This is a genomic window from Bordetella genomosp. 5, assembly GCF_002261315.1.
Classification (GTDB): Bacteria; Pseudomonadota; Gammaproteobacteria; order Burkholderiales; family Burkholderiaceae_B; genus Bordetella.
Window position 1 is genome coordinate 687,006 of the sequence record NZ_NEVP01000001.1, and the last position, 20,928, is coordinate 707,933.

The following is a 20,928-nucleotide window of genomic DNA, read 5'->3' on the forward strand; positions in this document are numbered from 1 at the left end:
GTCATGTGGTATTTCTCGTGGATTCTCGGCCTGGGCCTGGCCTGCGCCTTCGCCATCCTCAACGCGATGTGGTTCGAGCTGCGTGAAGGGCACGAGCACGATCCGTTCAAGAAGCCGGTCGAAGAGTGAACAGTCCTTCCGGCATCGAGCACGACCCCGGCGCCACGCTGCTGAAGCTGCCGCGCGAGCAATCGCGCTGGATGATGACGCGCACGCGGCTGGCCCGGGTGCCGCTGGCGCTTGCCGCCGGCGCGCCGCTGGTCTCCGGCGTCCTGCTGGTCTGGCAGGCGTGGCTGCTGGCGGGTGTGCTCGATCGCGCCATCGTGGGCGGCGCGTCGCGCGCCGAGCTCGCGCCGGCGATCGCCGGCATCGTGCTGCTCGTGCTGGCGCGCGCCTGCCTGGCCTGGCTGGGCGAGCGCGCCGGCGCGCATGCGGCCGAACGCATCAAACACCGTCTGCGCCTCGCGCTGTTCGGTCACCTGCTGGCGCAGGGTCCGCAATGGTCGCGCACGCGGCCGTCGGGCGAGCTGGCCAGCGCCGTGGTCGATCAGGTCGAGGCGTTCGACGGTTTCTTCTCCAAGTATCTTCCCGCCATGGGCGCGGCCGCCGTGCTGCCCGTGGCGTTCGCCGTGGTCGTGCTGCCGATGGACATCGTGTCCGGGCTGCTGCTGCTCGTGACCGCGCCGCTCATTCCGGTGTTCATGGCCCTGGTGGGTTGGGGCGCCGAAGCCGCGAGCCGGCGTCACATGCAGGCGCTCGCGCGGCTCTCGGGTTTCTTTGCCGACCGGTTGCGCGGTCTGGCCACGCTCAAGCTGTTCGGGCGCGCTCAGGCCGAGGCCGACAGCGTGGTGGCGGCGAGCGAAGGCGTGCGACGCCGCACGCTCGCGGTGCTGCGCATCGCATTTCTGTCGTCCGCCGTGCTGGAGTTCTTCGCCGCGTTGGGCGTGGCGGGCGTGGCCGTGTATATCGGCCTGACCTATCTCGGCTATCTCGATGTGCGCAGCGTGCCGCTCACGCTGTCCGCGGGCTTTTTCTGCCTGCTGATGGCGCCCGAGGTCTACGCGCCGCTGCGCCAGTTCGCGGCCCACTATCACGACCGTGGCGCCGCGCGCGCGGCGGTCACGCAACTGGCTCAGGTGTTCGACGGCCTGCCCGAAGACGGCGCGGCGCCGATGCGCGCCGGCCGCGAGGCCGGCGCGGGGGCGCTGAGCGTGCGCACGCGCGGCCTCGAGGTCTTGGCCGAGGGCCGGCCCGCACCGGTGCTGGCCGGCCTCGAACTCGATCTGCCCGCCGGTGCGCACGTCGCGCTGATGGGCGCGAGCGGCGCGGGCAAGACCACCTTGCTGGACGCGCTCGCGGGGCTGCGCACGGCGGGCGGGCACATCGTGCTGGGCGACGTGCCGCTGGTGGACTGGAACGAACACCGCCTGCACGAGCGCGTGGCCGTGATCGGTCAGCGTCCGTACCTGATGGCCGGCACGCTGGCCGACAACATTCGTCTGGCCCGCCCGGACGCGAGCGATGCGCAGGTGACCGATGCGGCGCGACGCGCGGGCGTGATGGCGTTCGCCGAGGCCCTGCCGCAGGGTCTCGACACGGCGCTGGCGAGCCGCGGTCATGGCCTGTCGGGCGGCCAGGCGCAGCGCCTCGCGCTGGCGCGGCTGTTTCTGCGCGATCCCGATCTGATCCTGCTCGATGAGCCCACCGCGCATCTCGATGCCGAGACGCAGGCGCAGGTGCTGGATGCGGTGCTCGATTTCGCGCGCGGCCGCACCCTGATCCTGTCGACCCATTCCGAGGCCGTCGCACGCCGTCTGCCGCGCGTCTGGCGCCTGCGTGACGGGCGCGTGGAGGTGTCGGCATGAAGCGCGGTTCGCTGCTCTGGCAGGTGTATGGGCGCCGCAAGCGCGGCTTGGCCCTGACGCTCTTCCTGTCCCTGCTCACGCTGGCCGCCGGGGTGGCGCTGCTGGGCGTGTCGGGCTGGTTCCTGACCGCCGCGGCCATGGCCGGGGCCGGTGCCATGTTCAATCTGTTCGTGCCCTCGTCGCTGGTGCGCGGGCTGTCGTTCGTGCGGATCTGCTCGCGCTATGCCGAACGCCTGGCCGGCCACGCCACCACCTTGCGGCTGCTGGCCGATCTGCGCGGCACCGTGTTCGGTGCGCTGGTGCGCCTCACGCCGAGGCAGCTCGCGCGTTACCGCGCGGGCGATCTGGTCGCGCGGCTCACCGGCGACGTCGATGCGCTCGATACAGTGTTCCTGTTCGTGCTCGCGCCGGTTGCCACCGCGGTGGTGGGCGGCGCGATCGTGTGCGCCGTGCTGGGCTACTGGATTCCGTCGGCCGGCCTGCTGCTGGCCGCCGCGTTGTTGATCGCCTGCGTGCTGGTGCCGTGGTGGCTCGCGCGCGCCGCGCGCCAGGCCGGCAGCCAGGCCCAGGCCGAGGCGGCGGCGCTGCGCAGCGCGGTGATCGACGCGGTCGAAGGGCACGGCGACATCGCCGCGCACAACGCGCAGGCACGGGTCTGCGCGCAGTTCGACGCGGCGTGCTCGGGGCTCGCGCAGGCGCGCGGCGTGCAGGCGCGCGTGGCCGCCCGCGGCCTCTGGCTGGTGCAGGCCTGCGCCGGTCTGTCGATGGTGGGCGTGCTGTGGTTCGGCATTCCGGCCGTGGCCGCCGGTACGCTGTCCGGTCCGTTGATGGCCGGTCTGGTGCTGGCGACGCTCGGGGTGTTCGAGGTGGCCGGTCCCATCATGCGGGGCGTGGCGCGGCTGGGCGGCGCGCGCGCCGCGGCCGGACGCATCGCCGCCATCGTGGAGGCCGATCCCGATATGCGCGATCCGCTCGAGCCCAGGCGCCTGCCGGAACAGGGTGTGCTCGCGATGCGCGATGTGTCGTTCGCCTATCCGGCCCGCGAAGGTCAGGGCGAGCCCGCGTCGTTGCTGCATGACGTGTCATTGACGGTCGAACCGGGCGCGCGCGTGGCCATCGTCGGGCCGAGCGGCGCCGGCAAATCCACGCTGCTCGCCCTGCTGCTGCGCGTGGAGGATCCGCGCGCGGGCGCGGTGACGTACGGCGGCGTGCCCTTGCGCGATGTCGAACAGGCGCAGGTGCATCGCCGCATCGCGCTGCTCTCGCAGGACGCGCCGGTGTTCATCGGCACGCTGCGCACCAATCTGCTGATCGGCGATCCCGCGGCCTCCGACGAGCGCCTGTTCGATGCGCTCGACCGCGCGCGTCTCGGTGACTTCGTACGCGGACTGCCGCAAGGCCTGGGCACCTGGGTCGGCGAGGGCGGGGCGGGCCTGTCGGCCGGGCAGGCGCGGCGCCTGTGCCTGGCGCGTGCGCTGCTGTCGCCCGCGACCGTGCTGCTGCTCGACGAGCCGACCGCGGGGCTCGACGCGCCCACCGAGGCCGCGTTCCTGGCGGATCTGGCCCGCGCCACCGAAGGCCGGGCCGTCGTGCTCGCCACGCACGCCACGCTGCCCGCCGGCGCGGTGGATCGTGTCTATGCGATGCGCGAGGGCGGGCTGACGCTCGAGGCGGACAAGTTGCTGGCTTAAGCGGGTGGCCCCGGTTATAGTGCGCCTTGCTCGATATCTTGCGGGACGTACAGTATGCAGACCGAATCCGCCGAATTCATCCGGCGCACCATCCGCAGCGTCCCCGACTGGCCCGCCGCCGGCGTGACGTTTCGCGACATCACGCCCGTGCTCCAGGATCCGCGCACCTTCCGTGTGCTGATCGACCTCTTCGTCTATCGCTACATGCGTCAGCGCCTCGACCTCGTCGCGGGCGTGGATGCGCGCGGCTTCATTCTGGGCAGCGTGCTGGCCTACGAGCTCAATCTGGGCTTCGTGCCCGTGCGCAAAAAGGGCAAGCTGCCGTTTCGCACGGTGGCCGAAGAGTATTCGCTCGAGTACGGCAACGCCAGCGTCGAAATGCACACCGATGCGGTGCGCACCGGTCAGCGCGTGCTGCTGATCGACGATCTGGTGGCCACGGGCGGCACCATGGTGGCGGCGATCAAGCTGCTGCAGCGCCTGGGCGCCAACGTGGTCGAAGCGGCCGCGGTGATCGACCTGCCGCACCTGGGCGGTTCCGGCCAGATCAAGGCCACCGGCACGCCGCTCTTCACGGTGTGCGCGTTCAACGAAAACGAGTAATTGGGTCGGGTCGGGCCGCGCAGGCCGGGCCGCGCAGGCCACGCCGCGCTAGGCTGCTTCGGCTTCGTTCAGCCTGGGCTGGATGAAATCGAGGAACGCGCGCGTCTTGGCCGGAATGCGGCGCGACGGCAGGAGCGCGAACAGCGGCATCGGCGTGAGGCTCCATTCGGGCAGCACGCGCACCAGCCCGCTTTGCGCGATCGCGCGCTCCATCGCATCGAACACCAGCAGCGGCGTGATGCCCATGCCGTGGCTGGCCAGGCGGCCCAGCATCCCGACGTTGTTGGCCGCGAGGCGGCCCGTCACCTGCACGCGCTCGACCTTCTCGCCCGAGTGCAGCACCCAATACGAAAACGCTTCGCTCATGGCCGGACGCAGGCACTCATGGTGGCCGAGGTCCGCCGGCGTGCGCGGCGCGCCGTGCAGCTCCAGGTATTGCGGCGAGGCGTAGAGCTGCTGCGTCATCAACACGATCTGTTTGGCCACCAGGCTCGAGTCCGGCTGCTGGCCGAAGCGCAGCACCAGATCGAACGGATTGCTGATCGGATCGATCGGGCGCAGGCTCAGGTCGAAATCGCACTCGATGTCGGGATACTGCTGGCGGAACTCGCGGATCACGATGGGCAGGAACAGCTGCGCCAGGCTGGTCGGCATCGAGATGCGCAGCCGGCCCTTGGGCTGCGCCGCCATGTCCTGCAACTGCTCGTGCGCAACCCGCGCTTCTTCGACGATGTGGCGGCAGCGCTCGAAATACACCGCGCCCGCTTCGGTCAGATCGATGCGACGCGTGCTGCGGTTGAGCAGCTTCATGCCGATGTTGCGCTCCAGCTCGCTCACGCGGCGCGACAGGGTGGAAGTGGGGATGTTCAGCGCTTCGGCGGCATGGCTGAAGTTCTTGCGCTTGGCCACTTCGACGAAAAGCGCAATGTCGTTGAGCTGGATATCCATATGTCTGTCTCTGTCTTGCGTGGGCTACCCTGCCTGGCCGCCCCTGCGCGGGCCGCCGGCATGGGCCGCCCATGATACGAGGAATGCGCCGCACGGCGGGGCGATGAGGACGGGCGCGCCCAGATGGCCGCGCGCGACGATGCCCTGGGCTACATCATATTTGGTTGGTACTGACAATTTTCTGATTTATTTTCCCATCAGTGGAATGATGTTAACCAAAATCAGGGTTTTTACCAGGGTGCTGCAGCGGGATACTGCCTCGCACGTCGTGACCCGGTGCGCCGAGGGGCGCAGGGCACGAGGAACAAGATGGAGAAGACCTATGAAGAACAAGCTCGCCGCCGCCACGCTGGCCGTCATGGCACTCGCCGGCCTATCCGCCGCCCACGCCGAGGGCAAGTCCCGCGAGCAGGTGCAGACCGAACTGCGCGACGCCAAGGCGGCCGGTCAGGTCACGTCCGGTGAACTCGACTACCCGCCCGCTGCTGCCAGTGTCACGCAGGATGCGCGCGCGGCCGGCACGACCGGCGTGAGCACCGGTGATCGCACCGCGCCCGCGGCGGCCCCGGCGACGCGCGGCGGCAAGACGCGCGACGAGGTTCGTGCGGAATTACAACAGGCCAAGGCCGCCGGCAAGGTCACCTTCGGCGAGCTCGACTACCCGCCCGCCGACGACTGAGCGGGGATTGCAAAGGCGCCTTTCGAGGCGCCTTTTCTCTATGGCGGGGCGCCCGGCTGGGCGGTTCCATGAGTGGTGCCGGTTTCTTGGTTTGCAGCTTATCTTTCCAATTATGGAAAGGTGTTCTCAGATTTCGGCGTTACTCCTCGTCATATCCGCGCCCACACTGCGGTCTGTGCGTGCTGGTGCCGATGCGGCGGCCCCGGCGCCTTCCACGGCGCGGCACGCGAGCCTGTCAAGTTATCCGCATTGGGAAACGAATCATGAAAAAGACGCTATTGGGCGTGGCGCTGCTGGCTGGCTTCGCCGGCGCGGCCCAGGCCGCCGACTCGGTCACGCTGTATGGCCTGATCGACGCCGGTATGGGTTACGAGCAAGTGAAGTTCCGGGGCGACAAGCAAAGTCGCGTGGGCGCGGTGCAGGGCGTGAGCAGCGGCTCGCGTTTCGGCATGCGTGGCACGGAAGATCTGGGCGACGGCCTGCGCGCCGTGTTCACCCTGGAAGCCGGTTTCGGCCCGCTGAACGGTAGTTCGCTGCAGGGTGGCCGTCTGTTCGGCCGCCAGGCCACCGTCGGTCTGGACAGCGACACCTGGGGCCGCCTCGAATTCGGTCGTCAGACCAACATGGCCAGCAAGCTGATGGGCCAGATCGATCCGTTCTCGATCAGCTACAACAACGCCAACATCGGCACCACGTTCAGCGCCGCGAACACCATGCGCCTGGACAACATGGTCCTGTATCAAACCCCGAACCTGAGCGGCTTCAAGTTCGGCGTGGGCTATTCGTTCAGTGCCGACGACACGCTGCAGGATGGCAGCACCGGTTTCCAGACCAACGACAACAACCGTGAAATCACCGCCGGCCTGCAATACGCCAACGGCCCGGTGAACCTCGCGCTGATGTATGACCGCCTGAACCCGAGCAACACACGCGTCGGCGCCGACGGTTCGAGCATCCAGTCGTACGCGCTGGGTGGCACGTACGACTTCGAAGTGGTCAAGCTCGCGGCCGCGGTCGGCCAGACCCGTGATGGCTGGTTTATCGGCCAGAACATGGGCACCACGCCGGACGGCATGCAGCGTCTGGGCACCTTCAAGCTGGCTGACGGCTTCCGCGCCAACTCGTACATGATCGGCGCGACCGTGCCGCTGGGCCGCCACGCCGTGTTCGGTTCGTGGCAGCGTGCCGAGCCCAACAGCGACAAGCTCACGGGTGATGACGCCACGTTCAACGTGTACAGCCTCGGCTACACCTACGACCTGTCCAAGCGCACCAACCTGTACGCGTACGCCTCCTACGGCGACAACTACGCGTTCCAGCACGATGCGCGCGACACGGCGGTTGCGGTCGGTATGCGTCACCGGTTCTAAGCGCCAGCCGCGCCCGGCCCACACCGCTGGATTCGCGGGTTATCTCCGTAACCCGCTTGAGTGACATCGAACCCCCCCAGTCTTGTCCCGGGCGCGACCGACGTGCAGAAAGAGCAGGGCCTCCGCAAGGAGGCCCTCTCGTTTTTCTGGGTGGCGCCGGCCGCCCGGTCGCGGCCCGGCCGACCGCGGCCCGGCCGACCGCGGCCCGTCCGACCGCGGCCCGTCCGTTCAGAGGAACAGGCGGTAGGCCGGATTGTCGGTTTCGTTCCAGTGCGGATAACCGAGTTCGGAAACGAACTGCTTGAACTGCTTCTTATCGGACGAAGGCACCTGGATGCCGATCAGGATGCGGCCGTAGTCGGCGCCCTGATTGCGGTAATGGAACAGGCTGATGTTCCATTCGGGATTCATGGCATTCAGGAAGCGCATCAGTGCGCCGGGGCGTTCCGGAAACTCGAAGCGGTACAGCAGCTCGGCGCCCGCCAGCGACGAACGTCCGCCCACCATGTGCCGCAGGTGGGTCTTGGCCATTTCGTCGTGCGTCAGGTCCAGCGTATCGAAGCCCGCGCGGCGAAAGTGCGCCGCGATGCGCGCCGGTTCGGCCGGCGAGGCGACCTGCAGGCCGACGAACACGTGCGCCTTGTCGGCATCCGAAATGCGATAGTTGAACTCGGTCACGCTGCGATCGCCCACCAGCTCGCAGAACTTGCGGAAGCTGCCGCGCTGCTCGGGCATCGTCACGGCGAACACCGCCTCGCGCATTTCGCCGACCTCGGCGCGTTCGGACACGAAGCGCAGACGGTCGAAGTTCATGTTGGCGCCGCAGGCCACGGCGATCAGATTCTTGCCCTTGAGCTTGTTTTCGGCGGCGTATTGCTTGGCGCCGGCCACCGCGAGCGCGCCCGCGGGTTCGAGCACGCTGCGGGTTTCCTGGAACACGTCCTTGATCGCGGCGCAGATGGCATCGGTGTTGACGATGACGAAGTCGTCGACGTACTGGCGAGCCAGGCGGAAGGTCTCGGCCCCGACCAGCTTGACGGCGGTGCCGTCGGAAAACAGGCCCACGTCGTTGAGCTGCACGCGGCGGCCGGCGCGCACGCTGCGCGCCATGGCATCCGAGTCTTCGGTCTGCACGCCGATGATCTTGATCTCGGGGCGCAGCTGCTTCACATAGGCAGCCACGCCGGCGATGAGACCGCCGCCGCCCACCGCCACGAAGATCGCGTCGATCGGGCCGGGGTGCTGGCGCAGGATTTCCATCCCGATCGTGCCCTGGCCGGCGATCACGTCGGGATCGTCGAAGGGATGCACGAAGGTGAGCTTTTCTTTTTTCTCGAGCGTCTGGGCGTGCTGGAAGGCGTCGGTGAAGCTCTCGCCCGCTAGCACGACCTCGCCGCCCAGACGGCGCACGGCGTCGATCTTGACCTGGGGGCTGGTGGTGGGCATCACGATCACGGCGCGGCAGCCCAGCCGCGTGGCCGACAGCGCCACGCCCTGGGCGTGATTGCCGGCCGAGGCCGCGATCACGCCGCGGTCGCGTGCGGCGGGGGCAAGGTTCGCCATCTTGTTATAGGCGCCGCGCAGTTTGAAGCTGAACACCGCCTGCGTATCTTCGCGCTTGAGCCAGACCTGGTTGCCGATGCGTTGCGACAGCAGCGGCGCTGCCTCCAGCGGCGATTCAACCGCGACGTCATAGACTTTGGAGGTAAGAATGCGCTTGAGATAGTCGGTAGACATGGAACGGCAGGCTGCGTAAAAAATGAGCGTCGGGCAGGTTAACACAGCGGGTACACTGCCTCGCATCATGGAAGAAACCCTGTTGTCGGCCGTGCACGGCATGCTTGGATGGCTCGCGCTGCCCACGGTCGGGCTGGGCGCCGTGTTCCTTATCTGCCTGGTGTCGGCGACCCTGCTCCCGCTCGGCTCCGAGGCGGTGGTGTTCGGCTATCTGAAGCTGCAGCCCGATATGTTCTGGGCCACCGTGCTGGTGGCGACGCTGGGCAACACGCTGGGCGGGGTGATCAGCTACGGCATGGGGTGGTGGGCCCATCGGGCGCTGGAGCGCTGGCGCGAAAAGCATCCTCACCCGCATCCCGGCCCCGCCGACCGCGACGCGGCCGCGCGCTCGGGCGTCGCGCTCGACAGCCCCGACAGCCCGGCCTCGCCCGGATCGGCGCATCCGTCCGCGCCCACCTCCCGCTTCGGCGCCACCGCCAACCGCTGGAATGTGCGGGCACACGCGTGGCTGCATCGCCTCGGTCCGCCCGCGCTGCTGTTGTCGTGGCTGCCCGCGGTGGGCGACCCGCTCTGTGCCGTGGCGGGCTGGCTGCGATTGGCTTTCTGGCCGTCGGTGCTCTATATCGCCCTCGGCAAGTTCCTGCGCTATGTGATTCTGACCGCGGGGCTGCTCTGGGTGTTGTGACCGGCGCGGCCCCTTGTTTTATTATGCTGCGTTGTCATGCTGCGACGCAGCAATTCTCCCATCATGATCGCCTCTGACAGTGGCCTTAAAACCCTGTCCGGGCAGCGTCCTTTGTCAGGTGCCTGGCCCGCGCCTGCTGCGATGCCGTAAAATGGTTTTTTAAGGGCCCTCTCCGCTGCTCTCATGAATGCCCCCCTCGCCAGCCAAATTCTGACCGCGGCGATTCCGCCCGCACCCGGCGCGCGCCTGCGCGAAATCCCGTACAACTACACGTCGTTTTCCGATCGCGAGATCGTGGCGCGGCTGCTGGGCGACGACGCCTGGCAACTGCTGGCCGATCTGCGCGGCGAGCGCCGCACGGGCCGATCCGCGCGCATGCTCTACGAGGTGCTGGGCGACATCTGGGTGGTGCGGCGCAATCCGTATCTGCAGGATGACCTGCTCGACAATCCCAAGCGCCGCAAGCTGCTGATCGAAGCGCTGCATCACCGCCTGGGTGAGATCGACAAGCGGCGCGAGCCCGGCGCGGCCGCCGACGACGGCCACGATCCGCTGCGCGACACCAAGGTGGTCGAGCTGCTGGCGCGCGCGCGCCGTGCGATCGCCGCGTTCGAGGGCGAGTTCGACCAGACCGCGACGCTGCGCAAGCAGGCGCAGCGCGTGCTGGGCCGCATCACCGCCAAGGACAACATCAAGTTCGATGGCCTGTCGCGCGTCTCGCACGTGACCGACGCCACCGACTGGCGCGTCGAGTATCCCTTCGTGGTGCTCACCCCCGATTCCGAAGACGAGATCGCCGCGCTGGTGCGCGCCTGTATCGAATTGGGCCTGACGATCGTTCCGCGTGGCGGCGGCACCGGCTACACCGGCGGCGCGATTCCGCTCACCTGGAAGTCGGCCGTCATCAACACCGAGAAATTCGAAGCGCTGGGCGAGGTCGAATCCTGTCTGCTGCCCGGGCTCACGGAGCCCGTGGCGGTGATCCGCGCCGGCGCCGGCGTGGTCACCAAGCGCGTGTCCGAAGCTGCCGAACGCGCGGGCTATGTGTTCGCCGTGGATCCCACCTCGGCCGAGGCCTCCTGTGTGGGCGGCAACATCGCCATGAACGCCGGCGGCAAGAAGGCCGTGCTGTGGGGCACCGCGCTCGACAACCTGGCCTGGTGGCGCATGGTCGACCCCGATGGCAACTGGCTCGAGGTCACCCGCCTGGCCCACAACATGGGCAAGATCCACGACGTCGACGTGGCCCGCTTCGAGCTGAAATGGTTCGACGGCAATGGCAAGCCGGGCGAGCGCCTGCTCAAGACCGAGACGCTCGAGATTGCCGGCCGCGTGTTCCGCAAAGAGGGCCTGGGCAAAGACGTCACCGACAAATTCCTCGCGGGTCTGCCGGGCATCCAGAAAGAAGGCTGCGATGGCCTGATCACCGCGGCGCGCTGGGTGCTGCACCGCATGCCCAAGCACACCCGTACGGTCTGTATGGAGTTCTTCGGCCAGGCGCGCGACGCGATTCCGTCGATCGTCGAGGTCAAGGACTACCTCGACGGCGAAGGCCGCAAGCTGGGCGCGATCCTGGCCGGCCTGGAGCATCTCGACGAACGCTATCTGCGCGCGGTGGGCTATGCCACCAAGAGCAAGCGCGGCGTGTTGCCCAAGATGGTGCTGATCGGCGACATCGTCGGTGACGACGACAACGCGGTGGCCGTGGCCGCCAGCGAAGTGGTCCGTCTGGCCAACACCCGCCATGGCGAAGGCTTCGTGGCCGTCAGCGCCGAGGCGCGCAAGAAGTTCTGGCTCGACCGTTCGCGCACCGCCGCGATCGCGCGCCACACCAACGCCTTCAAGATCAACGAAGACGTGGTGATCCCGCTCAACCGCATGGGCGAGTACACCGACCACATCGAACGCATCAATATCGAGCTGTCCACGCGCAACAAGCTGCGTCTGGTCGACGCCCTCGATCAGTATCTGTCGGGTCCGTTGCCGGTGGGCAAGGCCGAAGACGCCGAAGACGCCGAGATCACGCGCGCCGAAGTGCTCGCCGACCGCACGCGCCAGGCGCTCGAGCTGCTCGCCTCCACGCGCAAGCGCTGGCAGTGGCTGCTCGACAACCTCGATCTGCCGCTCTCGGCCGTGTTGCCCGAGCTGCAGTCCCTGGGTCTGTCGCAGCACGAGGTGGTGCTGGCCGAGCGGCTGCAGCGCCAGCCCGCCGCGCGCCTGTTCGACGTGGTGCAGGACCGCACCGTGCGCGTGTCCTGGAAGGTCGAGCTGCTGCCCGGTCTGGCCGGTCTGTTCTCGGGCGCGGCCGGTCAGGAAATCATGGACGAGGTGCGCGAGACGCACGCCCGTGTCCTGAAGAGCCGCGTGTTCGTCGCGTTGCACATGCACGCGGGCGACGGCAACGTCCACACCAACATCCCGGTCAATTCCGACGACTACGGCATGCTGCAAGAGGCCCATCAGGCGGTCGAGCGCATCATGCAGATCGCGCGCGACCTCGATGGCGTGATCTCCGGCGAGCACGGGATCGGCCTCACCAAGTACGAGTTCCTCACCGAGGCCGAGCTGGCGCCGTTCCAGGCCTACAAGCGCCGCGTCGATCCCAACAACCACTTCAACGCGGGCAAGCTGATGCCCGGCGCCGACCTGCGTCACGCCTGGACGCCCAGCTTCAACCTGATGGGCCACGAGTCGCTCATCATGCAGCAGAGCGACATCGGCGCGATCTCCGAGTCGGTGAAGAACTGTCTGCGCTGCGGCAAGTGCAAGCCGGTCTGTTCGACCCACGTGCCGCGCGCCAACCTGCTGTACTCGCCGCGCAACAAAATTCTCGCCACGTCGCTGCTGGTGGAGGCCTTCCTTTATGAAGAGCAGACGCGCCGCGGCGTGAGCCTCAAGCACTGGGAAGAGTTCGAGGACGTGGCCGACCACTGCACGGTCTGCCACAAGTGCTACACGCCCTGTCCGGTCGATATCGATTTCGGCGACGTGTCGATGAACATGCGCGCGCTGCTGCGCCGCATGGGCCGTAAGTCGTTCAACCCCGGCACCGCGGCCGCGATGTTCTTCCTGAACGCCAAGGATCCGGCCACCATCAACGCCACGCGCAAGGCAATGGTCGGCGTGGGCTACAAGGTGCAGCGCGCCGCGCACGACCTGCTGTCGGGTCTGGCGCGCAAGCAGACGGCCCATCCGCCCGCCACGGTGGGCAAGGCGCCGCTGCGCGAGCAGGTGGTGCACTTCGTCAACAAGAAGATGCCCGGCGGGCTGCCCAAACAGACGGCGCGCAAGCTGCTGGACATCGAAGACGCCAACTACGTACCGATCATCCGCGATCCCAAGAGCACCTCGGCCGATACCGAAGCAGTGTTCTACTTCCCGGGTTGCGGATCGGAGCGGCTGTTCTCGCAGGTGGGCCTGGCGACGCAGGCGATGCTCTGGCATGCCGGCGTCCAGACCGTGCTGCCGCCGGGCTACCTCTGTTGCGGCTATCCGCAGCGCGGCAACGGCATGACCGACAAGGCCGAGCAGATCATCACCGACAACCGCGTGCTGTTCCATCGGGTGGCCAACACGCTCAACTACCTCGACATCAAGACCGTCGTGGTGAGCTGCGGCACCTGCTACGACCAGCTCTCGGGCTATGAATTCGAGAAGATCTTCCCGGGCTGCCGCCTGATCGACATTCACGAATATCTGCTCGAGAAGGGCATCAAGCTCGACGGCGTGAAGGGTACGCGCTACGTCTATCACGACCCGTGCCACACCCCGATGAAGCTGCAGGATCCCATGAAGACCGTGAAGTCGCTGGTGGGCGATAGCGCGATCAAGAGCGATCGCTGCTGCGGCGAATCGGGCACGCTGGCGGTCACGCGCCCCGACGTCTCGACGCAGGTGCGCTTCCGCAAGCAGGAAGAGCTGCTGAAGGGGCAGACGGCCCAGCGCGCCGACGGCTTCGATGGCGACATCAAGGTGCTGACCTCCTGCCCGTCGTGCCTGCAGGGCCTGTCGCGCTACGAGGGCGACACCGCCATGGACGCCGACTACATCGTGGTCGAGATGGCCAAGCACATCCTCGGCGATGGCTGGATGGAGGAGTACGTGCGCCGCGCCAACGCGGGCGGCATCGAGCGCGTGCTGGTCTGACGCGTCGACGTACCCCAACAAACAGGACGGCCACGGCCGTCCTGTTTGTTTTTGGGGCGGCCACGAGGCCGTGCCCGCCGCGCCGCCGCGAACGCTGCGCGCGGATTTCTTGTTGCACTTCAGCGCGGTCGTGATCGGCCCGCGTGAGTGTCGGGCGCTCATCTCGCGGCGCCGATGTTGGTAACTTGCCGCGAATCTTTACTGTTGCAATTGACCCTGCTCTCTGGGGCCGCGAAGAATTCGTACTGTTTCACATTAAGTCAGCTCTGTCCCTTTGTGTTTCAATGTTTATCTAGTATCTTCTTAATATTTAGAAGATCCGCCGCGGTCTGCAAAGGGATTTACTTTGGACGTGAAAGCGCCGGCCACGATTCCGTACTTTCTCAAGGAACAGATTCGTGAGCTGATAGTCGACGGTACGTTTCGGCCTGGACAGCCCCTGCGCGAGCAGGAACTGGAGCAGCGTTTCGGCACGAGCCGCAGCCCGATCCGCGAGGCGCTCCGGCTGCTCGAGCTGAGCGGGCTGGTGGTGCATCTGCAGCGCAAGGGCTTTCGCATCCGCCGCTATACCGAAGACGAGATCCGCGACATCTTCCTGCTGCGTGCCGAGCTCGCTTCCTACAGCATCGCCCAGCTCGCGGGTCAGCCCGACCTGGTGCGCCTGCTGCGCGCCCTCAAAGACCACGATGCCGTGCTCGCGCGCACGCATGCCGCCCGTGACGTGGTCGGCTACATCAACGCGCTGCGCGCCTTCTATCTCGCGTGCGCCCGCTACACCGACAACGTGCCGCTGGCCGACACGCTCGATCGTCTCACCGAGCAGGTCGAACCGCTGCGCTTCAACCTTCTGCGGCATCAACTGGCGGATATCGCTTACGACACCTATCACTCGGGGATCGCCGAGGCGCTGGGTCAGGGCGAGCTGAACCGCGCGGCACAGGTCGCGCGCGACCACGTGCAGGAGATGCTGGGGCAGGTGCTGCACGCCTACGCCCAGGTCGTGGTCGACGTGGCCGACGACGAGGCCGAGGAACGCCTGCGCGCGTATTGAGCGCCCGGCGCGCGATCCGCTGCAACGAAAAAACGGCCGCTCCAGCGGCCGTTTTTTATCGGGGGCTCGGCGTGGCGTTCAGCGGCGTTTGCCCGGCGCGCGCACGGTGATGCCCGCCTGCTCGAGCGCGGCCCGGATGGCCGTGGCGAAGGCCAGCGCATCGGGCTGGTCGCCATGCAGACACAGCGTGTCGGGCTCGAGCGGCACACGCTTGCCGTTGAGCGAGGTGACGGCGCGCTGCTGCACCATGTGCAGCACCTGGGCCACGGCCTGATCCACATCGGTGATCATGGCGCCCGCCTGAGTACGCGGGGTGAGCGAACCGTCGTCCTGGTACGAGCGGTCGGCGAACACTTCCTGGGCCAGTTGCAGCCCCGCGCCCTGTGCCGCGTCGACCCACTGGCTGCCCGCCAGACCATACAGCACCAGCTCGGCATCCACATCGCGCACGGCGGTGCAGATCGCCCGGGCCAGCGCGCCGTCTTTGGCGGCCATGTTGTAGAGGGCGCCGTGCGCCTTTACGTGATGCAGACGCGCGCCTTGCGACGCGGCAACGCCGGCCAGCGCGCCGACCTGCACCACCACCATGTCGTAGGCCTCCTGCGGCGAGATCTGCATGGGACGGCGGCCGAAGCCGACCAGATCGGGCAGCGAAGGATGCGCGCCGAGCGCGACGCCGTGCTCGAGCGCCGCCGCCACCGTGCGGCGCATCGTGGCGGGGTCGCCACCGTGATACCCACAGGCAATATTGGCCGACGACACGAAGGGCAGAATCGCCGCGTCGTTGCCCATGGTCCAGGCGCCGTAGCTTTCGCCCATGTCGCAATTGAGGTCGAGAGTGATGCTCATGCGGACTCCCCGGTGTGCTGTGTGTGGTGGGCCAGCTGCGCGCGCATCGGGGCGAGCGACTCGGCCAAGGTATGGAATGCCCGCGCGCGCGCCGCGTCGAGCGACTGGGCCTGCGCGAGCTCGATCGGACTGAACTGCAGCGATTGGCCGGGCGCGCACTGCGCCAGCACGGGCAGGTCGACCGCCGCGATCTGCGCGAGCTTGGGATAGCCGCCGGTGGTCTGGCGGTCGGCCATCAGCACGATGGCCTGTCCGCCCGCGGGCACCTGCACCGTGCCGAAGCTGGTGGCCTCGGAGAGGATCTGGCGCGGCGTCGTCATGACCAGCGTGGGGCCGTCGAGCCGGTAGCCCATGCGGTCGGACTGCGGGCTGATGCGATAGCTGCCGGTGCTGAAGGCGTGGCGCGACGCTTCGTTGAATTCGTCCCAGTGCAAGCCGGGCAGGAATCGCACGCTGGACCGCTGCAGCGCGCGCAGCGTGGCCGGCAGGTAGATGCGCAGGTCCCAGAGCTCGCGCGCGAGCGCGTCGATGCGCGGCGTGTCGTCGATGAGCGTGCGCTTGAAGGCGATCTGATCGCCGCGCCGCAGCGCGCGACCCTCGAGGCCACCAAAGCCGCTGCGCAAATAGGTGCTGTAGCTGCCCATCACCGGCGTGAGCGCGAATCCGCCATGCACGGCGAGGTAGGCGCGGGCGCCGACCTGCGGTGCGCCGAAGGCCAGCGTGGCGCCCGCGCGCACCACCAGCGGGCGCGAGAGCGGCAGCGGCTCGCCATCGAGCGTGGCGCTCAGGTCAGCGCCGCTCAGGGCGATACAGGCCGGTGCGTCGAAGCGCAGGGTCGGGCCCATCAGCGTGATCTCGAGCGTGGCTTCGTCGGCTTCGTTGCCGGCCAGCGTGTTGGCCAGGCGGTGCGACCGCGCATCCATGGCGCCGGCCGCCGGAATGCCCTGATGCTGATAGCCCGCGCGCCCTTCATCCTGGAAGGTGGACAGCAGGCCGGGCTTTTGAACGGTGATGCTCATGGCGTTTCCTGGGCGCGCAGGCGATCGAACTCGGCCTCGTCGATGGCCACGAAGCGGATGCGGTCGCCGGGCTGCAGCAGGGCGGCCGGATCGCGCGCAGGATCGAACATCGTGAGCGGGGTGGCGCCGATGATGTTCCAGCCACCCGGGAGGCGATTGGGATAAATGACGGACTGGCGATTCGCGATGGCGACCGAGCCGATCGGCACCACCGAGCGCGGCGTGTCCCGGCGGCCGATGCCCAGGCGCTCGTCGTGCACGCCGATGTAGGCATGGCCGGGCGCGAAGCCGAGCATGTAGACCATGGCGCCCGGCTGGGTATGCAGATCGATGACGGCCTGCGGCGAAATGCCTGCGGCCCGCGCAACGTCGTCGAGGTCGGGGCCGTGCTCGCCGCCGTAGCAGACGGGAATGCTCACCTCGCGGCTGGCCCGTTCGGCCACCACGATGCCGTCCCGAAGACGGGCCTCGATGAGGGTGCGCAGTGACGCGAAGGTGGGGCCACTGCCGTCGGGCAGCGGGCGGTAATGCACGGCCACCTTGGTGAACGACGGCACGACGTCGGTGACGCCGGGCCAGGCGGCGTCGCGCAATGCCTGAGCGAGGCCCAGGCATTGCTGGCCGACGGCCTCGCTGATCGTATCGCCCAGCTGGAACACCAGGCAGCGATCACCCTGCGGCAGGATCTGCCACGCGGTTTCGGCCGGGGAGGAGGGGTTTGAAGACTCTGGCAACGGCGAAACCTGCGTGGCAATGAGGCGTTATTTGGCAAACAGCGATTCTATGTTCTTGAAGGCCTTGAATTCCAGTGCGTTACCGGATTGATCCAGGAAGAACATCGTGGCCTGTTCGCCGACTTCGCCCTTGAAGCGGACATAGGGCTCGATGACGAACTCGGTGCCGGCGTCGGTCAGCTTCTTGGCCATGGCTTCCCATTGTTCCATCGACAGGACCACGCCGAAGTGGCGCACGGGCACGTTGTGCGAGTCTACGGCATTGGTGGCGTTGGCGCCGCATTCGGAGGGAGCCAGGTGAGCCACGATCTGGTGGCCGTAGAAGTTGAAGTCGATCCACTCGGGGGAGCTGCGCCCCTCGCTACAGCCCAGCAGGTCGCCGTAGAACTGACGGGCTTCGGCCAGATCGCGGACCGGGAAGGCAAGGTGGAACGGGGGGATGGCGGTTTGGGCGGTCATGGCGGCTCCAAAAGCGGATTGAGCAGCGAATTGCTGCGATGTCGTTAGTTTACTGATTGGTTTTTTGATAGAAAAACGATTAATTTCTGGCCTGAGCATCGAAATTATTGAGACTCGGGCGACATGATCCGCGAACTCCGCACTTTCCTGGCCGTTGCGCGCGACGGCACCTTCACCGGCGCCGGGCGGCAGCTGGGCCTGACCCAGTCGGCGGTGAGCGCGCAGATGCGCAGGCTCGAAGATCAGCTTGGCGTGACGCTGTTCGAGCGCACCGGCAAGTCGGCCGTGCTCAATGCCCATGGGCGCGAGATGGTGCCGCAGGCCGAAGAGATGCTGGCCCTGGCCGAGCGCATGGCCAGCGATGTGGGCGCGGCCCGCGTGAGCGGCTTGCTGCGCATCGGCGCGATCGCCTCGGTGCAGCAGGATCTGCTGGTGCGCGCGCTGGCCTCGTTTCGCGCCGCCTATCCCGAGGTGCGGGTGCGGCTGGTGCCCGGCGTCTCGCTCAATCTGCTCGGTCAGGTGGACTCGGGCGAGGTGGACCTCGCCGTGCTGATCCGCCCGCCGTTTTCCCTGCCGCCGGAACTGGGCTGGCGCAGCCTGGTGCGCGAGCCGGTGCTGCTGGCCGTGCCGCAGGCCTGTCCCGAGGCGCCGTGGCGCGAGCTGATCACGCAGCAGCCCTTCCTGCGCTACGACCGTTCATCGTTCGGCGGGCGGGTGGTGGATCTGTTTCTCAAGCGTCATCGCCTGGCGGTGCGCGACGCGATCGAGCTCGACGAGATCGACGCGCTCGCCAATCTGGTGCGAGCGGGGCTGGGGGTCGCGCTGCTGCCGCACGCGCGTCATCTGGACCTGCGCGGCATGCGGCTGCTGCCGCTGGGCGATGCGACGCTGGAGCGCGAGATCGGGGTGATCGGCCGCTTGCCGATGGAGCGTTCGCCGCTGGCGGCGAAGATGGTGGCTTGCCTGGAAGAGGCCGCGCGGCCATAGGTACGCGCGGCGCCTCGACCGCCAGGGCGCGAGGCGCCTTGGCCGCCGGCCTCAGATGCGGTCGCAGCGGACCGTGATGGGATGGCTGCGCAGGGCGCTCAGCACGGTGTCGCTGACCTGGCCGTCGACGTCGGTGATGACGTAGCCGATCTGGCCGCGCGTCTGCAGGGTCTGGCTCAGGATGTTGAGCCCCTGCTCGGCCAGCAGGTTGTCGAGCGTGCCGAGCGCGCCCGGCGCGTTGCGGTGCACGTGCAGGATGCGCGTGGAGCCGGCCGGTTCGAGGTAGGGCAGCTCGGGGAAGTTGACCGCCGTCTTGGTCGTGCCGGCCTGGATGTAGCGCACCAGCTTCTCGGCCACTTCGCGGCCGATGTTTTCCTGGGACTCCTGCGTGCTGCCGCCGATGTGCGGCGTGAGGATCACGTTGGGCAGGCCGATGAGCGGGCTTGCCAGCGGTTCGCCCGCGCCCTTGGGCTCGGTGGGGAACACGTCGAGCGCGGCGCCTGCCAGATGCCCGCTGGTGAGCGCGCCGTGCAGCGCGTCGATGTCGACCACCGTGCCGCGCGAGGCGTTGATCAGGATCGCGCCACGCTTCATGAGCGTGAGCGTCTCGGCGTTGATGATGTTCTCGGTGCTCTTGCCGCCGGGCACGTGCAACGTGACCACGTCGGACTGCTCCAGCAACTCGGCCAGCGACGCGGCCGCGCGAGCGTTGCCCAGCGGCAGCTTGGCTTCGACGTCGTGATAGACGACGCGCATGCCGATCGCTTCGGCCAGCGTGCTGATCTGCGAGCCGATGTTCCCGTAGCCCACGATGCCGAGGGTCTTGCCGCGCGCCTCGAAGGCGCCGGCGGCGGTCTTGTCCCAGTAGCCCTCATGCACGCGGGCGTTCTTTTCGGGGATGCGGCGCAGCAGCAGGATCGCCTCGCCCAGCACCAGCTCGGCCACCGAACGGGTATTGGAGAACGGCGCGTTGAACACGGGCACGCCGCGCTTCATGGCGCTGTCGACGTCGACCTGGTTGGTCCCGATGCAGAAGCAGCCCACCACGCGCACGTCGGGATTGGCGGCAAACAGCTCGGCATCCAGGTGAGTGCGAGAACGGATCCCCACCACTTCGGCACCGGCGAGGGCGGCACGCAGCTCCGAGGGAGGCAGGGCGGCGCCGTAGGTGGCGATGTCGGTGTAGCCGGCGGCCTCGAAGACGGCGCGGGCGCTGGGATGGATGTTCTCGAACAGGACGATACGGGCCATGGAGTTACTCGTGTCGGCGGGGCGAACCCCGGGTTGGGGAAAAACCGAATGGCGGATCGATGAGGATCCGCCCCGGCCTTTCATTGTGACGCAGAGCCGACCGTCCGGGGCCTATGCCCATTTGGGCCTTGTGGAGAATCGTTCTCGATTGGGCACCGGCCGGCGGTGCTGGCCAGCCCTCACGGGGCAGGCCGGGCCGCGCAGGCCGCGCCGGGCAAGCGTCAGGTCATGACTCGCAGCACGCGCCATACCCGGGAAGCGTCAGCGCGCGGCCCCCACCGCGCCCATGCTCAGCGAAAGCTTCAGCTCGCGGCCCGCACCGCGCGCCACACGCGGGCGCTGCCGTCGCGCTGCACCAGCAGCACGTCGTAATCGTCGCGCCGGTCGCCATACACCTCGCCGTCCATCCCGGGCGAGCCCACGGGCATGCCCGGCACCGCGAGGCCGGAACCGGCCGGGCGCTGCGCGAGCAGGGTGGCGATGTCCTCGGCGGGCACGTGACCTTCGAGGCCGTAGCCGTCGATCAACGCGGTGTGGCAGGAGCCATACCGGGGGGCGATGCCGACGCGTGCGCGCACCCGCGCCGTGTCGTTCACCTCGTGAACCTTCACGTGATAGCCGGCCTGTTCCAGGTGGCTGACCCAGTCGCCGCAGCAGCCGCAGGACGGCGTTTTCCAGACATCGACATGGCGGGGGGCGGCTTGCGCGCGCAATGCCAGCGGCGTGAGCGCGAGGGCGCCCACGGCGCCGAGGAGCAGACGGCGGCGCGCGCCGTGCGAAGAAAGCGGGAGAGACATGGTGTCGTCCTGTGAAGGGCGCGCGTGGCGCGGGCGTGCGGCGCTGCGCAGGGTCGG

18 protein-coding genes are annotated in these 20,928 nt (G+C 68.0%); 10 read left to right on the plus strand and 8 right to left on the minus strand.

Annotated elements, in window-relative coordinates; genetic code table 11:
• Positions 1-3 precede the first annotated feature (3 nt).
• The 4 genes from cydX to CAL25_RS03225 are packed head-to-tail and all read left to right on the plus strand — an operon-like array spanning position 4 to position 4,159.
• A complete protein-coding gene (cydX, locus tag CAL25_RS03210; protein WP_094798471.1) occupies positions 4-129 on the plus strand; it encodes a cytochrome bd-I oxidase subunit CydX in 126 nt (41 codons plus the stop codon).
• Entirely contained in the window at positions 126-1,865 is a 1,740-nt protein-coding gene (gene cydD / locus CAL25_RS03215) for a thiol reductant ABC exporter subunit CydD (RefSeq protein WP_094798472.1), read from the plus strand. The genes cydX and cydD overlap by 4 nt, the downstream gene beginning before the upstream one ends.
• The gene (gene cydC / locus CAL25_RS03220; protein WP_094798473.1) at positions 1,862-3,556 is read left to right on the plus strand and encodes a thiol reductant ABC exporter subunit CydC; all 1,695 of its coding nucleotides are present in this window, start codon (positions 1,862-1,864) and stop codon (positions 3,554-3,556) included. The genes cydD and cydC overlap by 4 nt, the downstream gene beginning before the upstream one ends.
• A 54-nt stretch (positions 3,557-3,610) precedes the next feature.
• Positions 3,611-4,159, plus strand: a complete 549-nt coding sequence (locus CAL25_RS03225; RefSeq protein WP_094798474.1) for an adenine phosphoribosyltransferase — start codon at positions 3,611-3,613, stop codon at positions 4,157-4,159.
• A gap of 48 nt (positions 4,160-4,207) precedes the next feature.
• On the opposite strand, the gene CAL25_RS03230 is transcribed toward CAL25_RS03225, so the two are convergent.
• Complete coding sequence (locus CAL25_RS03230) at positions 4,208-5,107, minus strand: LysR family transcriptional regulator (RefSeq protein ID WP_094798475.1); 900 nt, start codon at positions 5,105-5,107, stop codon at positions 4,208-4,210.
• A gap of 322 nt (positions 5,108-5,429) precedes the next feature.
• Here CAL25_RS03230 and CAL25_RS03235 point away from each other — a divergent pair, with 322 nt between their 5' ends.
• Positions 5,430-5,786: a DUF4148 domain-containing protein gene (locus CAL25_RS03235; protein ID WP_094798476.1), complete on the plus strand. Its 357-nt coding sequence runs from the start codon at positions 5,430-5,432 to the stop codon at positions 5,784-5,786.
• Between the two features lie 263 nt (positions 5,787-6,049).
• The gene (locus CAL25_RS03240) at positions 6,050-7,156 is read left to right on the plus strand and encodes a porin (RefSeq protein ID WP_094798477.1); all 1,107 of its coding nucleotides are present in this window, start codon (positions 6,050-6,052) and stop codon (positions 7,154-7,156) included.
• Positions 7,157-7,384: 228 nt separating this feature from the next.
• Here CAL25_RS03240 and ilvA read toward each other — a convergent pair whose 3' ends face one another.
• On the minus strand, positions 7,385-8,893 hold the full coding sequence (ilvA, locus tag CAL25_RS03245) for a threonine ammonia-lyase, biosynthetic (RefSeq protein WP_094798478.1): 1,509 nt from the start codon (positions 8,891-8,893) through the stop codon (positions 7,385-7,387).
• Positions 8,894-8,960: 67 nt separating this feature from the next.
• Between ilvA and CAL25_RS03250 the strand changes: the two genes are divergently transcribed.
• The 3 genes from CAL25_RS03250 to CAL25_RS03260 all read left to right on the plus strand — a co-directional run bounded on the left by CAL25_RS03250 (position 8,961) and on the right by CAL25_RS03260 (position 14,775).
• Positions 8,961-9,578 (plus strand): YqaA family protein, encoded by a 618-nt coding sequence (locus CAL25_RS03250; protein WP_094798479.1) that lies wholly within the window; start codon positions 8,961-8,963, stop codon positions 9,576-9,578.
• A 183-nt stretch (positions 9,579-9,761) separates the two neighbouring features.
• Entirely contained in the window at positions 9,762-13,724 is a 3,963-nt protein-coding gene (locus CAL25_RS03255; protein WP_094798480.1) for a DUF3683 domain-containing protein, read from the plus strand.
• Between the two features lie 352 nt (positions 13,725-14,076).
• Entirely contained in the window at positions 14,077-14,775 is a 699-nt protein-coding gene (locus tag CAL25_RS03260) for a GntR family transcriptional regulator (RefSeq protein ID WP_432759223.1), read from the plus strand.
• Positions 14,776-14,853: 78 nt separating this feature from the next.
• On the opposite strand, the gene CAL25_RS03265 is transcribed toward CAL25_RS03260, so the two are convergent.
• The 4 genes from CAL25_RS03265 to CAL25_RS03280 are packed head-to-tail and all read right to left on the minus strand — an operon-like array spanning position 14,854 to position 17,836.
• Positions 14,854-15,624, minus strand: a complete 771-nt coding sequence (locus CAL25_RS03265) for a LamB/YcsF family protein (protein ID WP_094798482.1) — start codon at positions 15,622-15,624, stop codon at positions 14,854-14,856.
• Positions 15,621-16,643: a biotin-dependent carboxyltransferase family protein gene (locus CAL25_RS03270; RefSeq protein WP_094798483.1), complete on the minus strand. Its 1,023-nt coding sequence runs from the start codon at positions 16,641-16,643 to the stop codon at positions 15,621-15,623. Before CAL25_RS03270 ends, CAL25_RS03265 begins: the two co-directional genes overlap by 4 nt.
• On the minus strand, positions 16,640-17,377 hold the full coding sequence (gene pxpB / locus CAL25_RS03275; protein WP_094798484.1) for a 5-oxoprolinase subunit PxpB: 738 nt from the start codon (positions 17,375-17,377) through the stop codon (positions 16,640-16,642). The genes CAL25_RS03270 and pxpB overlap by 4 nt, the downstream gene beginning before the upstream one ends.
• A 27-nt stretch (positions 17,378-17,404) precedes the next feature.
• Positions 17,405-17,836, minus strand: coding sequence for a VOC family protein (locus CAL25_RS03280; protein ID WP_094798485.1), 432 nt, complete (start codon positions 17,834-17,836; stop codon positions 17,405-17,407).
• 123 nt (positions 17,837-17,959) lie between these two features.
• Between CAL25_RS03280 and CAL25_RS03285 the strand changes: the two genes are divergently transcribed.
• On the plus strand, positions 17,960-18,823 hold the full coding sequence (locus CAL25_RS03285) for a LysR family transcriptional regulator (protein ID WP_094798486.1): 864 nt from the start codon (positions 17,960-17,962) through the stop codon (positions 18,821-18,823).
• Between the two features lie 51 nt (positions 18,824-18,874).
• On the opposite strand, the gene serA is transcribed toward CAL25_RS03285, so the two are convergent.
• Entirely contained in the window at positions 18,875-20,074 is a 1,200-nt protein-coding gene (gene serA / locus CAL25_RS03290; RefSeq protein ID WP_094798487.1) for a phosphoglycerate dehydrogenase, read from the minus strand.
• Between the two features lie 302 nt (positions 20,075-20,376).
• Positions 20,377-20,871 carry a DUF411 domain-containing protein gene (locus tag CAL25_RS03295; RefSeq protein WP_094798488.1) on the minus strand — a complete coding sequence of 165 codons (495 nt, stop codon included), beginning with the start codon at positions 20,869-20,871 and terminating at the stop codon, positions 20,377-20,379.
• Positions 20,872-20,928: the final 57 nt, after the last annotated feature.

Excerpts from the sequence above, each read along its gene's own strand:
- CAL25_RS03235 (WP_094798476.1), top strand. The coding sequence starts at position 5,430 with ATGAAGAACAAGCTCGCCGCCGCCACGCTGGCCGTCATGGCACTCGCC.
- CAL25_RS03225 (WP_094798474.1), top strand. The coding sequence starts at position 3,611 with ATGCAGACCGAATCCGCCGAATTCATCCGGCGCACCATCCGCAGCGTC.
- CAL25_RS03230 (WP_094798475.1), bottom strand. The coding sequence starts at position 5,107 with ATGGATATCCAGCTCAACGACATTGCGCTTTTCGTCGAAGTGGCCAAG.
- CAL25_RS03240 (WP_094798477.1), top strand. The coding sequence starts at position 6,050 with ATGAAAAAGACGCTATTGGGCGTGGCGCTGCTGGCTGGCTTCGCCGGC.
- CAL25_RS03270 (WP_094798483.1), bottom strand. The coding sequence starts at position 16,643 with ATGAGCATCACCGTTCAAAAGCCCGGCCTGCTGTCCACCTTCCAGGAT.
- cydC (WP_094798473.1), top strand. The coding sequence starts at position 1,862 with ATGAAGCGCGGTTCGCTGCTCTGGCAGGTGTATGGGCGCCGCAAGCGC.
- CAL25_RS03285 (WP_094798486.1), top strand. The coding sequence starts at position 17,960 with ATGATCCGCGAACTCCGCACTTTCCTGGCCGTTGCGCGCGACGGCACC.
- cydX (WP_094798471.1), top strand. The coding sequence starts at position 4 with ATGTGGTATTTCTCGTGGATTCTCGGCCTGGGCCTGGCCTGCGCCTTC.
- CAL25_RS03255 (WP_094798480.1), top strand. The coding sequence starts at position 9,762 with ATGAATGCCCCCCTCGCCAGCCAAATTCTGACCGCGGCGATTCCGCCC.
- serA (WP_094798487.1), bottom strand. The coding sequence starts at position 20,074 with ATGGCCCGTATCGTCCTGTTCGAGAACATCCATCCCAGCGCCCGCGCC.
- CAL25_RS03280 (WP_094798485.1), bottom strand. The coding sequence starts at position 17,836 with ATGACCGCCCAAACCGCCATCCCCCCGTTCCACCTTGCCTTCCCGGTC.
- CAL25_RS03265 (WP_094798482.1), bottom strand. The coding sequence starts at position 15,624 with ATGAGCATCACTCTCGACCTCAATTGCGACATGGGCGAAAGCTACGGC.
- CAL25_RS03250 (WP_094798479.1), top strand. The coding sequence starts at position 8,961 with ATGGAAGAAACCCTGTTGTCGGCCGTGCACGGCATGCTTGGATGGCTC.
- CAL25_RS03295 (WP_094798488.1), bottom strand. The coding sequence starts at position 20,871 with ATGTCTCTCCCGCTTTCTTCGCACGGCGCGCGCCGCCGTCTGCTCCTC.
- ilvA (WP_094798478.1), bottom strand. The coding sequence starts at position 8,893 with ATGTCTACCGACTATCTCAAGCGCATTCTTACCTCCAAAGTCTATGAC.